13 protein-coding genes are annotated in these 13723 nt (G+C 39.3%); 4 read left to right on the plus strand and 9 right to left on the minus strand.

Annotation, left to right across the window (positions count from 1 at the left end; all coding sequences use genetic code 11):
- Window positions 1-2: 2 nt before the first annotated feature.
- Complete coding sequence (locus AC1DFT_RS09520) at window positions 3-1202, minus strand: FAD-dependent monooxygenase (RefSeq protein WP_477918955.1); 1200 nt, start codon at window positions 1200-1202, stop codon at window positions 3-5.
- Between the two features lie 229 nt (window positions 1203-1431).
- On the opposite strand from AC1DFT_RS09520, the gene AC1DFT_RS09525 reads away from it, so the two are divergent.
- The 4 genes from AC1DFT_RS09525 to AC1DFT_RS09540 all read left to right on the plus strand — a co-directional run bounded on the left by AC1DFT_RS09525 (window position 1432) and on the right by AC1DFT_RS09540 (window position 6115).
- Window positions 1432-2385: a fumarylacetoacetate hydrolase family protein gene (locus AC1DFT_RS09525; protein ID WP_477918956.1), complete on the plus strand. Its 954-nt coding sequence runs from the start codon at window positions 1432-1434 to the stop codon at window positions 2383-2385.
- Between the two features lie 36 nt (window positions 2386-2421).
- The gene (locus tag AC1DFT_RS09530) at window positions 2422-3546 is read left to right on the plus strand and encodes a cupin domain-containing protein (protein ID WP_477918957.1); all 1125 of its coding nucleotides are present in this window, start codon (window positions 2422-2424) and stop codon (window positions 3544-3546) included.
- A gap of 218 nt (window positions 3547-3764) precedes the next feature.
- Window positions 3765-5024, plus strand: coding sequence for an MFS transporter (locus tag AC1DFT_RS09535; protein ID WP_477918958.1), 1260 nt, complete (start codon window positions 3765-3767; stop codon window positions 5022-5024).
- A gap of 95 nt (window positions 5025-5119) precedes the next feature.
- Window positions 5120-6115 carry an MBL fold metallo-hydrolase gene (locus AC1DFT_RS09540; RefSeq protein ID WP_477918959.1) on the plus strand — a complete coding sequence of 332 codons (996 nt, stop codon included), beginning with the start codon at window positions 5120-5122 and terminating at the stop codon, window positions 6113-6115.
- Window positions 6116-6267: 152 nt separating this feature from the next.
- Here AC1DFT_RS09540 and AC1DFT_RS09545 read toward each other — a convergent pair whose 3' ends face one another.
- The 8 genes from AC1DFT_RS09545 to AC1DFT_RS09580 all read right to left on the minus strand — a co-directional run bounded on the left by AC1DFT_RS09545 (window position 6268) and on the right by AC1DFT_RS09580 (window position 13721).
- Entirely contained in the window at window positions 6268-7194 is a 927-nt protein-coding gene (locus AC1DFT_RS09545) for an alpha/beta hydrolase (RefSeq protein WP_477918960.1), read from the minus strand.
- Window positions 7195-7297: 103 nt separating this feature from the next.
- Complete coding sequence (locus AC1DFT_RS09550) at window positions 7298-8395, minus strand: FAD-dependent oxidoreductase (RefSeq protein WP_477918961.1); 1098 nt, start codon at window positions 8393-8395, stop codon at window positions 7298-7300.
- Between the two features lie 68 nt (window positions 8396-8463).
- Window positions 8464-9219, minus strand: a complete 756-nt coding sequence (locus tag AC1DFT_RS09555; RefSeq protein ID WP_477918962.1) for a GntR family transcriptional regulator — start codon at window positions 9217-9219, stop codon at window positions 8464-8466.
- Complete coding sequence (locus tag AC1DFT_RS09560) at window positions 9216-9902, minus strand: 3-oxoacid CoA-transferase subunit B (protein ID WP_477918963.1); 687 nt, start codon at window positions 9900-9902, stop codon at window positions 9216-9218. Before AC1DFT_RS09560 ends, AC1DFT_RS09555 begins: the two co-directional genes overlap by 4 nt.
- Window positions 9895-10581 (minus strand): CoA transferase subunit A, encoded by a 687-nt coding sequence (locus tag AC1DFT_RS09565; protein ID WP_477919052.1) that lies wholly within the window; start codon window positions 10579-10581, stop codon window positions 9895-9897. Before AC1DFT_RS09565 ends, AC1DFT_RS09560 begins: the two co-directional genes overlap by 8 nt.
- Before the next feature lie 18 nt (window positions 10582-10599).
- Window positions 10600-11553, minus strand: coding sequence for an MBL fold metallo-hydrolase (locus AC1DFT_RS09570; RefSeq protein WP_477918964.1), 954 nt, complete (start codon window positions 11551-11553; stop codon window positions 10600-10602).
- Window positions 11554-11566: 13 nt separating this feature from the next.
- On the minus strand, window positions 11567-13261 hold the full coding sequence (locus AC1DFT_RS09575) for a CocE/NonD family hydrolase (RefSeq protein ID WP_477918965.1): 1695 nt from the start codon (window positions 13259-13261) through the stop codon (window positions 11567-11569).
- 46 nt (window positions 13262-13307) lie between these two features.
- Window positions 13308-13721: a Zn-ribbon domain-containing OB-fold protein gene (locus tag AC1DFT_RS09580; RefSeq protein ID WP_477918966.1), complete on the minus strand. Its 414-nt coding sequence runs from the start codon at window positions 13719-13721 to the stop codon at window positions 13308-13310.
- Window positions 13722-13723 lie beyond the last annotated feature (2 nt).

Consider the following 13723-nt stretch of genomic DNA (forward strand, 5'->3'; position numbering starts at 1 on the left):
TATTAAGCTTTTACCTCGTTTTTTCGAACATTAAAGTAATTGTATAAATGATCCGCTACTTCATAGTTTGTAGCTTTATGATTACCGAAAATTGTATTGCGTAGTAAAACGGTTATGTCATCTTCCGCATGAATAATTTCTCCCCATTTACGTGCAGATGTTTGAACCATTGCACTACGAGGTTGTCTTTCCGCTTGATATTTTTTAAAGGCTTCATTATAAGTAGCTTCGGTTTCCAATGCTTCTCCTATAACATAGGCATCTTCTAGTGCCTGTGCACCACCTTGCGCTAAATATTGTAGCATTGGATGGGCTGCATCCCCTAACAATGTCACATTACCTTCTGTCCAGCTTTCAAGAGGCAAACGGTCAAACATTGGCGAACGGAATTGCGTAGAGATAAATTCTAATGCGCGCTCTACTAATGGATGAGCTCCCTCAAAGCGTTGCGTCATTTCTTCTGGTGTACCCCAGTCTCCTTCTGGTTTGTAGTCATATGTTTTAAACACAACAACTTGATTGTATAGTTCACCGCGACGTACAGGATATTGGACTAAATGTAAGTTTGGACCAATCCACATAATTACATCATCCATTGCTACATCACCTTTAGCAGTGATTTCTTCAATTGGAATTGTTCCGCGATAGGCAACATATTCAGAACAAATAGGCTCATCATTTGAAAACAATTTACGAACCTTTGATTTTAAACCATCTGCACCAATAATTGCTTCGGCACTATATGTTTCCCCTTTTTGGTTTGTAACGGTAGCTTGCCCATTAGCTTGTTCAACGGTCTGAATAATTTCGTCATTCATAAATTTAATACGACCATGTTTTTGACATGCTTCAAATAGTACACGATGTAAATCTGAACGATGGAGTACTACATATGGTTGTTTGAAATGTTCTTGGAAACCTTCTGTTAAATCTAAAACTGCTAATTCTTTTGCTGTATAAACATCTTTCAAAACAAGACGTTTTGGAAATACAGAAACTTTTGCAATATCTTCTTTTACACCTAGTTGATCTAAAACAAATAACGCATTTGCCCCTAGTTGAATTCCCGCACCAACTTCCCCAAATTCTGGTGCTTGCTCTAATACCGCTACAGACTTGCCCGTTCTTTGTACAATTGAAAGCGCTGTCGCTAAACCGCCGATTCCTCCACCAACTACAATAATGTCACTGATTTTCGTCATGAATATTAACCTCCTAATATAAAATAATGTTATATAAATAGTGAACTTAGTTCCCTTATAATGAAATTTAACTTAAATTCAAGGTATTTGTCAATGATAAATCTAAATGTTCTACATTTTCTAAACAAAATAAAAATTCTATAAAATCATTGACATAAGGACGGATCTTATATTATATTTTCTATAAATAGAGAACATTGTATTCTATTTTGATAAAAGGAGGATTATAATGAAATTAATTAACTATTCTTTTAATGGTGCAACACGTGCCGGAGCCATTGTAGATGAACAAGTAATTGACCTAAATTATGCTTACGAAACACAATTGAAAACAGCTGGAGAATATCGTTACAAGGAAATTGCCCATGCATATGTACCTTCTACAACAGATGAACTATATCAAGGGGGGAAAAAATCAATTGAACTAGCACAACAAGCTGTAAACTTCATGTTGGCTAATCCAACTGCTTCTGCTCAGAAAGCTATTTTTTCACTAGACGAAGTAAAAGTAGAAGCTCCTGTTATGAACCCAGGAAAAATTATTTGTGTAGGACATAATTACCGTGAACATATTTTAGAAATGGGTCGTGAATTGCCTTCACATCCCGTTGTCTTTGCTAAATTTGCAAACACTATACTAGGTCCTGAAGATGATATCCCATATTATCCAATTTCGGAGCAATTAGATTATGAAGCAGAATTCACTTTTGTAGTCGGAAAACAAGCGCGCAATATTTCAGAGGAAGACGCACTAGATTACGTTGCTGGTTACACGATTGCTAATGATGTGACTTATCGCGATATCCAACGTCGCACATTACAATGGCTCCAAGGCAAAACTGTAGACGGTTCTGCACCAATGGGTCCTTATTTAGTCACAGCTGATGAATTAAAAAACCCATCTGGCTTAGATGTTGTATTAACAGTAAATGGTGAAGTTCGCCAAAAAACAAATACAGCTAATCTAGTATTCTCAGTGCAGAAACTAGTGTCATTCTTATCTAATTTGATGACGCTTGAACCTGGTGATGTTGTATTAACAGGTACGCCCGGTGGGGTTGGGGTTGCAATGGAACCGCCTACATTCTTAAAAGATGGCGATGTAGTTCGTATTGAAATCGATCAAGTAGGTGCTTTAGAAAATAAAGTAGCTACTGTAGCAGGTACTTTAGTGAATGCTTAATACTTATCACCTTATTTGAAAGGAAGTCGAGGAATTATGGCTGGAGTAACTCCAGAAGTTGCAGAATTTATGAAGAGTCAAATCGTAACAGACTTTACGAAAGAAATTGCTCAATATAACCTTGGACCACTTTGGGAAGCAATACCTGAAATCATGAATAAGACGCCAAAGCCACATGCTGAAGCTTATTTATGGTCGAAGGAATTAATTGATAAAAAGATGGCTGAAGCTGCAGAAATTTTCACGCCAGACCGTGGTGGAGAGCGCCGCGCTATTTACTTTCAAAACCCTGGGTTAACTTATCGTAAACCTTGGGGATGGGCATCTACATCCCAAACAATTTATGCAGCTGTTCAAATGCTGCTCCCAGGAGAAAAAGCACCATCTCACCGTCACTCGCAGTCAGCTTTACGCTTCATTTCAAAAGGGACTGGTGCCTATACAATCGTACAAGGGGAACGTATTTTCATGGAAGAGGGTGATTTCTTAACTACCCCTAAAAATCTCTGGCATGGTCATGAACATTTAGGCACTGAGCCGATGTTATGGATGGATGCTTTAGATATTCCAACTCTATATTCAATCGGTGGTACATTCTTTGAACCATACGAGGATGGACTACAACAACCTGGAGTACCAGATAACTTTTCTGAGCAGCGCTACCGTGGTGGTATGATTCGTCCAGTTGGTGACGATAAATTTACAGTTGCACCTTTAGCAAACTATAAATGGGATCGTACGGTTGATGGTATTAAAGGTTTAATGGCATTTGACCCAAATCCACATCATGGGTTTGCTGTCGAGTACATCAATCCATCAACAGGTAAATCTGCGAATCCAACATTAGGAACACGCATGCAACATTTGCCAGCGGGGATGCATACAAAAGCACTACGCCATACACATTCAACGGTTTATCACGCTCATAAAGGAGAAGGCTACACAGTTATTAACGGTGTACGTTTTGACTGGAAAGCTGGAGACTACTTTGTTGTACCTAACTGGGCTTGGTATGAACATAAAGCAACTACAGATTCCTATCTATTCTCTGTAAACGACATTCCAATCATGGACCGTTTCGAATTAGAACAAGAGCAGACATATGACTCAAATAATGGTCATCAAGAAATTATTAGTGAATTTAAAGCAGCATTTCGTTAAACGATGAATCGAAGTAATCCCGTAAATGAAAACCACCACTTTACATTTACGGGTTATTTTTATGAATAGCTTTCCAATAATATGTAAGCGCTTTATCCACAGGAAATGGATATTCAAGGGTGGTGATATTTAACATATCTTTGAAGGTACTGTTAATGGGGGAAAAACGCTTAAAGTTTTCTTAATATTCTAATTTTAATAAAGGGAGTGTTTTATTAATGGAAAAAAAGAGATTTTGGAACTATGAAAATAAATTAACGATAATCTTCTTCTTTGTAATAGGGTTTGTATTCTTTGACCGTTTAGCGATTAACTACTTATTCCCAATGATTTCTGAAGATTTAGGATTAAACTACACGCAACTAGGTTTACTGGGATCAGCACTGGCATTAACTTGGTCGATTTCGGGTCCATTAGGTGGATTTATCTCGGATAAAGTGAAAAGCAAGAAAGTAATGTTAGCAATTTTAGTACTGGCATTTTCTGTGATCTCATTATTACATGGTTTAGCACAAACATTCGGTATGTTATTTGTATTACGTCTATTAATGGGTATTGTAGAAGGTCCGCTGATTCCACAAACACAATCGATTTTAGCAATAGAATCTTCTGAGCGTCGTAAAGGATTTAACTTAGGTTTTACGATGAACACAAGTAACGCATTATTCGGAAGTATTTTAGCACCTATATTAATCGTTGCTTTAGCAACTAAGTTTGACTGGCATACTGCATTCTATTTAACGATTATTCCAGGGATCATTTTAAGCTTTATGATTTTAAAAGGAGTTAAGAATCCAGATCCAGCGAAATTCCACTCCATGCATGAAACAAAATCTACTGAAAAAGTGAAAGTAAAAGATATTCTTAAACATCGCAATATTTGGTTGTCTATTATTGTTTTTAGTTTAGTTATGACAACATTAATGGCATTCCAAATTTTTGCACCAACATACTTAGTACAAGCAAAAGGTTTATCTAGTACAACAATGAGTTTAGTAATGGCTTCTTTCGGGGTTGGTTATGCAATCTTCGGTTTTTTAATCCCAACCCTTTCAGAGCGTACTGGTCGTAAACCGGCTTCTGCAGTTTCTGGTTTGTTATTAATTCTTGTGCCACTAAGTATCGTATTTGTTGACTCTATTCCATTAATGATGGTGCTTTTATTCATCGGTTCTGCCGGTTCAGGTGTAATCGGTATGTCGATGTCAGTTATTCCAGTGGAGTCTGTTCCACTACAATACTCTGGCCTTGCAATTGGTTTAACCATCGGTATTGGTGAGTTAATCGGTGGATTCTTAAATCCAATGGTAAATGGTGCTTTAGCAGATATGTACGGTATTCAAACACCATTATACGTTGCCGCTGTTGCTGGTCTTATTGCATTTATATTCACATTATTCTTTAAAGAAACAGCACCGTCTAAAGTTAATCAAACACAGGAACCAGTAGTGAACACTAGTGTTTCAGTACAACCTTAATTCACAAAAAGTTTAGTCCACTTCTTCCTGAAGAGGTGGACTTCTTGCTAACCATATATTTTAAAAAATTTAATAATAGAAGGAGAGTTGAATATATGAATAGAAAGTTTCTATTTGTTGTTTTATGCTTATTTGTAGTAATAAGTGGCTGTAGTAACCAAGTAGCTGCAGGTAGTGAGAAAACTCAACAAAATCAAGTGAACAGCCACCAGAATAATTCTAGCAAAGTAAAACAATCTGTATTTGAAACAGTTCCTATTGGTTTTCGAGTTGTGACAGTTGGATCAGGCAATCCAAAAACTGAGATTAACCGTGGAGCTCCAAGTACATTAGTCCAATTTCAAGATAAATTTTTCTTAGTCGACAGTGGCGCAAATACAACTAGCACGCTATTAAAGATTGGTCTACCTGCGGAAAGAATTACAAATATGTTGTTTACACATCAACACGTTGACCATAATGGTGACTTTTGGAACTTTTTTATTGATGGATGGCAAGGACCTACAGGAAGGCGTTCTCTTAATCTTATAGGACCTCAAGTCCAAGAACTTTATGATATTACTGTTAACTTTTTTAAGGAAGATTTAGAATACCGTGCTAGTTTAGGCTGGCCAAAAGATGGACTTTTAACAAATGTGAATATTAAAGATTTCACAGAGGATAAATATAGTTTTGAACTTGATGGCGTGAAAATTACATCTATTCCTGTCCCGCACACAGTTCCAACCTATGCATACCGTTTTGATGCAAATGGACAAAGTGTAGTTATTTCAGGTGATTTAACTTTTTCTGAAAACTTCTCCTCATTTGCAAAGAATGCAGATATTCTAGTTATTGATGGAATGCTAACTAGTGATTATACAGACGTGCCTGAACAAGCACGGGAAAATTTAAAAAATGGTTTAAAGAAATCTCATGCCACTACAGAAGAACTTGCCAAGATGGCTGCAGATTCAGATGTTAAAAAAGTTGTTCTAACTCATATCGGTCTTGGTAAGGTGGATAATAAAAATATTTCAGCAGTATTTGCAGATGCAGGTTTTAAAGGAGAAATTATAGCTGCTGAAGATGGTCTTGTGATTAATCCATAAGTCTATAATTATTTCAGCATCACCTTTCATTAATTTTTATGTATCGGTTTCCTATAGTATCAGTTTGCAAATAAAAACCTAGCCCACTTTTAAAAAGAACTGGGCTAGGTTTTTTCATTCCTTTATTAAATTATAAAGGAGACAAACACTTTTTACTTAGCATTCAGAAAATCACCTGTAAACTTGTAAACGTCTTTATATTCATCGAGATGTGTCCATTTCCCTAAGAAGCCATGCGTTACGCCTTCATATCGCTTCACTTCCACATGTACACCAGCTTTCTTTAAATTCTCACCAAATAACTCTCCTTCGTCTCTAAATGGGTCATATTCTGCTGTAATAATAAGAGATTCTGGAATGTCTTCTAAATTTTCTTCACGGATCGGTGAAACAAGCGGGTTATCTGTATTAACATCACCTAGCAAATAGAAACTATTAAGTTCAGCTAATTGATCACTTTCCACGAAATAACCTGTACCATTTTCCAATAATGATGGATAACGGAATTCACTAAAATCAAGGTCTAATGATGGATAGAATAATACTTGCTTTGTAATTGTGAACTCCTTTTTGTCACGGGCCATTAAAGAAACAGCAGCAACTAAGTTTCCACCAGAGCTATCACCCGCAAGAGCCAGATTCTTACCATCCCATTTTAATGCATCCTTCTGTTCCGTTACCCATTTTGTTACATTATAGCTATCATCTAGCGCTGCAGGAAAAGGATGGTCAGGAGCAAGACGAAAATCAACAGCAATGACTTTATAGCCAGATGCTGCACATAAGGAACGCGCTACATCATCATGACTTTCTAAGTTTCCAGAGAAGAAGGCACCGCCATGGAAATACATTAAAACTGGGTAAGCGTCTGTTTCTTTTGGTGTGTAAATACGAACAGTCAGTTCTGCATCAGACGTTGACACTGTTTTGTCTTCGACACGATATACTTGTTCTCTTTGTTCCACTGGCAAAGCTGGTGCATCAAATATTTTACGATGTTCTTCTGGAATCACCTTTTGTTTCAAATCTGATTTCGGTATGAACTCCAAAACTTTCTTTATCTCGGGATGTACTGGCATCTGTGAGTAGCCTCCTTATTTTTTTCGTTCAGATTCATTTAATAAACGAATCGAATTCCTTACCTATTGAATAGGTAAGGAACTTCTTATTTTTAGCAATCTTCTAGAAGTGGGCTTTTTCTGGGAAAGCAGTTTCAGCTTGATCTGATGGAAATAGACGAGATAATTCTTGGTAAAGCTTTGTAATTGGTTTACGTTTTTCTTCATAATCTTGTAGTGCCTCAGCAATTGTATCCGCTTCTAGGATTGCTTTTGCTAATACCTCCGCATCTTGCATGGCCATGTTTGCACCTTGCCCTTGATTGTGGAGCATTGCATGAGCCGAATCACCAATTAGCGTAACTGATTTCGTGCTCCATTTTTCAATTGGTTCTAAATCACATAATGGACGAGTCACAATGTCTTCAAATGCGATATTCTCTACTAATTTTTGAAGTGTTGGACCAAAACCTGTAATGCTCGCTAAAATCTCTTCTTTTGTTAATTCTGGTTTCCAAGCAAATTTACCTGGCACCGTGATATCTACGGACACTTGATTGCGATGCTCTAACGGCAATAAATAAAAGGAATTATCACCGTCTACATAAATACGCAAAATATTTTCCTTTGAAGCCAAACCAAGTGCATCGTCAAAGTCAATTAATACACGGTGCGCAAGATAGCCTGAATATACCGGCTCCGCATGCTTTAAAACCTGATTACGGACTGTTGAACGAATACCATCTGCTGCAATGACAAGATCTGCTTCAATTGTTGTGCCATTTTCAAAGGTGACTTCCGCATAATCTCCGTGGTCGATAATTTTCTCACAACGATGATTTAAATGAATTTGATTTTCTGGAATACCCGACACAATTGTTTCTAATAGATCTGCACGGTGAACTAGACGAGCATAAGCTTCTGTTTTGTCATCGGTTAATACCGGCCATGCTTCTTTAATAAGAACATGATCATCTCCTGCAATAATTTCCATGTGGTCACTTTGTGTTGTTACTTTTTCTAGTGCTTCAAATAGACCCCATTCCTTAAAGCATCTTACGCTTGGCGGCCGAATCCCAATTCCCGCTCCAACTTCCTTCATAGATGATGCTTGCTCATACACGTCTGCACGAATTCCTTTTGCCTTTAATGCGACTGCAGCTGATGCCCCCCCAATACCTCCACCAATAATTGCAATTCTTAATTCAGCTTTTGACTTCATAAACATTTCCCCCTAAATGTGTTTTTTCACAACTATTTTTTATTCATACACCCCTATTGTGAACCATCTCAACGATTCACTGAAAAAGATAACTTGTAATCATCTGCAATATGGACAGCCTTTCTCCAGCCTATAAGACGGTCATTACGCGTGTACAGTTTGGTTTCCGTTATTAGAACAGGTTCTCTGTCTTCAATGTCTAAAACCTCTGCCACCATTTGGCTAGCACCAGATGCATAAATTTGATGATCTCCTCGAGAAATGAGGATTCCTTGGTCTCTCTCAAGAAGCACAAAGACACTCTCTGCTTCTTCAAGCTCTCGTTTACCCGGTTGGAAATCTTCTGGTACAAGCAGGTAAGTCTGTGCCCAAACGAGCGGTTTCCCTTTGAGCATGATTAAACGAGAAATTCTTAAAACGTTGTCATTCGGCTCAATACGAAGGATTTCACGAAGATTTTCTGTAGGTAATACCCAATCAACGCTTAATATTTTCGATTTGCATTCCATCCCTTGATCGCGAAGAAAGCCAACAAGTCCCCCTAACTCTAGACCCGGAGGTCGTACGGGCATTTCCTGAACAGGGAAGGTGCCCTTTGCTCGCTCTCGGTAAACGTACCCTTCGTTTGCAAGCTCCTTCAGTGCCTGACGAACAGGCGCCCGACTCACACGGAACCGCTCCACAAGTTCATGCTCGGTGCTAAATGGGCGACCCGTCTCCCCAGCAGCTGCCTGTAGCTCCTTTATCAATATTTCTTTAATCTGTTTATAAAGTGGCACCCCCGATTGACGGTCAATAGTAAGTTTTAATGCATGTCTAGTCATTGCTGTACTCCAATCGTTTCTTTTTGTAAGCTAGCATGTAGCTTAAGCTTTGCTGCAGTACGTTCTTGTACGTATTCAAATGAAACATTAGGAGCAAGTTCTAAAACAACAAGTCCAGTCTCTGTTACGTCGATTATTGCAAGGTTTGTATAAATTCGGTCTACACAACGAGGAGTCGTTAGCGGATACGTGCATTCTTCTACAATTTTTGGACCTTGCTTACTTGTATGTTGCATAAACAGAAAAACTCGTTTACTACCAGCAGTAAGGTCCATTGCGCCGCCAACGCGTCCAAGAGTTGCGTTAGGAAGCTTCCAACTTGCTAAGTCTCCGTACTGTGATACTTGAAATGCGCCAAGAATTGCTGCGTCTAGGTGACCACCACGAATCATGGCAAAGGATTCTGATTGCGAGAAGAATGAGCCTCCCGGTTTTAGTGTTATTGGCTCTTTTCCTGCATTTACAAGATCCCAATCCTCTTTTCCTGATTCTGGTTTTGGTCCCAATCCAAGAAGTCCATTTTCACTGTGTAAAATGATTTCTTTTCCTTCCGGAATGTAATCAGCTACAAGTGTAGGTAAACCGATTCCAAGATTCACGAACCACCCATCTTCTAAGTCTAAAGCTACTCGAGAGGCTAGTTCTGGCATTGACCATCCAATTTGATTTTGAACTTTACTCATGTACTAATACCTTCCCTTCGCTTTTCAATTGCACTAAACGATGTACGTAGACGCTCTGTGTAACAATCGTTTCTGGATCGATTTGTCCAATTTCTACAATTTTGTCCACTTCAGCAATTGTAATTTTTGCCGCTGTCGCCATCACAGGGTTAAAATTCCTTTGTGTTTTACGATAAACAAGATTTCCCCAACGATCTGCGCGATGTGCTCTAACAAAAGCGTAATCTCCTACAATCGCATGCTCTAAAAGGTATTCTCGACCATTAAAATCACGTGTTTCCTTTCCTTCTCCAAGCTCTGTCTGCACCCCTGTTGGCGTGTAAAAAGCTGGAATTCCTGCACCACCTGCACGAATACGCTCCGCTAATGTTCCTTGAGGGACAATTTCTAGCTCAATCGTACCTTTTTGAAGCCGCTCTACTAAATCGTCAGCGTGAGGACCTACTGGGAAAGAACAAATAATCTTCTTTACTTGGTTGTTGCTAATTAGTGATGCCACACCATCACTAACAGCACCTATATTATTTGATACAACCGTCAGATCTTTCGTGCCTTGCTCAGTAAGGGCGGCGATAAGATTTAATGGTAGTCCGCTACCTCCAAATCCTCCGACGAGAAGTGTTGCTCCGTCCTTCATATCTGCAATAGATTGTGCTACATTTTCATATTTTTTTTGGATCATTAGATTTTCCCCCTTTCATTTTTTATGTGTACCATCTAGTTCTTCTTGATAACCGTGCATTGTGACAAAAAATGTGCAAGGTAAGTGCCTTGGATCACCTGTATAGCCAAGTTCCGTTGCAATGGATTCAAACGGTCCATATATTCCACCACTTTCGCTCGTCCTTGTATCTCCTGAAAGATGTCGCTGCACAAGGTCCTTCAACTTCGCATCCATGTCAAGGCTTGCTTGCAACACAGATACTACTTCATCACCAGTGATTTGTGCTTTTTGCAGTTGGCCATTGATATTACGGAATGGATGCCCTAAGTACAAACGACTTGGACGAACTTCTTCCAATAAGCGATTTACACTTTCACGGTATAGTCGCGGTTTTTCAATTGTAGGTAAGCCGCTTAATCCACCATACATTTGGACCGCATCTGCCGCAAATGCCCAATTTAGATCATCTAGCACAAATGTCACGGATCCAATGGAGTGTCCTGGTGTTTCCACAACGGTAAACGATACGTCATTACCAAGGCTGATGTGATCGCCATCTTTCACTTCTAGTTCCGGTTCTATATTGCCACCGATATCCGTTGTTAACATGGCTATATGCTTTTCTTGTGTGGTTGTATCGGTAATATATTTCGCTTGTAATGCTTTGTAATCAACAATCTGTTCATTACGATCTCGTAATAATCGAGCCTCTTTTTTCGGTATCACTACTTTTGCGCGGCGTCCTGTCTTTTCCCATACTGCATAAGCGCCACCTAGATGATCCACATGACCATGCGTTAGTAGAATCCAACGAATGTCCTCTATTCGTATACCGTGTTCGGCTAGAATTGGTTCAATGTCTTGCGTAGCAGATGCATGAACGCCGGTATCAATGATTGCCGGTTCTACCGCATCCACATAATAAGCAAATGCAGAGACTGGACCAAATTTACATTCAATTGGAATAATACGTACTGAATTTTGCAATCGTTTCACTCCTTTAATTAAGAATATTGAACTCTTTCGGAATGACTGGTAAAACTAGGCGAGATTGATGATCTTTGTCTCGATAAATCTTGTGCATTGTCGCACGACCACTTGGTAAATGATAGCTATCTGGTGGTAATAATTTCGCATCTTCTCCATCAAGTGGTTCGTTACATCCAAGTTCCAATTCCATACGATGGCCTTGCTTTATTAGGAAGGAGAATGGATATAGACGGATTGCATACTCAATAATTTCACTAGGTGGTACTGGGATTGCACGGTTATGTGGATGCCACGGCTCCCCATATGTAGATTTTTTTTCATTTAATTCGCGATGGGATGCCTTTAAATAACCTGAAGTCATTAAAGTACGTTTGCCGCTTGGATCTACATCGTAGAGCTTGGCGATAAAGTTCGTGTCATCCGTATCGATTTCTGCGTGGATATATAATGCCCCAGTGCCTGTCATTTCTACTGGCTCTAAGAATTTATCACTAGTCCATTTAATCGCTTCTGATTTGGTTGTTACGGTTAATGGTGCTTGGTAGAATCCATCTGGATGTGCGTATTCAGATGTTAATGGTTCTGGTTTAGCGCTAATTTTGTGACGTGGACGTAAGTAGAACTCTTTCTTTTCTTCATATGGTAGTGGCCATTGATCCTCACCACGCCATTTGTAAGAACCCTCTACAGAGAACTGAACTGCTGGTTCATCCATAATGCCTGTATCAATACCTTTTAACCAGTAATCATACCATCGGAACATCTCGTCGTGGTTTTCATGGAATGGTCGTTCTAACATCGGCGGAAGCGCTTGGATATCGAGTTTTTTAATGCCTGATACTTTATGAAAACCTTCGATTGTGCCTTCCACGTTCCAACCGCGTCCCCATTTTGCTTGGAAGTAAGTTGGGATAGTCACTTTATGCGCTACTTCTATTGCAGAGTCTTTTTGCCAGAACGGTCCGTCTAGTGGATTCAATAAGTAATCCATCCACAATTCATGTCGATCTTGATAATGTAATAAATGAACAAAGTCTGACCAATGTGCGATATCTGGATCGTTTAAGCGCTCTTGCGTTTTTTGTTTAAGCTCTTCTGGCGAAAAAACTTTCGAGCTCTTACTTGCTACATTATTGAATGCATTACCGCTATCGCCGCCGCGTCCTTCACGAGAAGCGCGTGGCATTAGCCACATAATTCCACCATGATAACAAAGTTCATAAAGATCGAAATGACCTCCGTTTGCAAAAATTGCTTTTAAGTGCGGGGGTTGCTCAGCTGCACCTAATAGTTGAACGGATGCAAAATATGAAATACCAATCATCCCGATATTGCCATCGCACCAATCTTGCTCGGCTAACCATTCCACGAGGTCATAAATGTCTTTTCCATCCCCATGACCACCGGAATTGTAGTTACCACACATTTGGCCTTCAGAACCACCTGTACCTCGTACGTCTGCAATAATATGCGCATAACCTCTTGATACTACCTCATGAATATCCCCTGCTTCAATTGCTCCGTTCCAAAGATGACTGGGACGTGCTTGTGGCGGTAAGGTGAGTGCCTGTGCTTGTAGTTCTTTACCGTAGGGACTAATAGCAAGTAATGCTGGTACTTTTTCGGTACCTTCAGGACGGTAAATATCTGCAGCGATATGCACACCGTCACGCATTTTAATACGTTCATCTTTAGTAATGATCATTTGGATCCGCTCCTTTTATAAACTCTTCTATCTATTTAAACCGTAATTATTCCTCAACTGGGGTGAAACAGGCAACAAAAGGTCCCACATTGTCTTGATCTCCACTTTGTTTGAATACTACTTTTACTTTTTGATTGATGCGCACTTTATCGAGGTCGCAATCTACAATATTTGTCATCATTTTCGGACCTTCATGGAGCTCAACGAATGCAATTGCATATGGAACACCTCGTCGCATCACACTATATGTGTAGATACTTCCAGTGCCTTTTGCTTCTATCCATGTCGTTTCATCGCTCATGCAATATGGGCATAGCACCCGTGGATAATAATGATACTCCCCACATGAATAACACTGCTTGATCAATAGCTTTCCTTTTGCAGTTGCATCCCAATACTCTTTATGTTCTGGATGGATTTCAGGGATTGCCATCGTTCTTGATTGATACGTAGTTACCATAA

It is taken from the genome of Psychrobacillus sp. 05T411 (genome assembly GCF_056396485.1).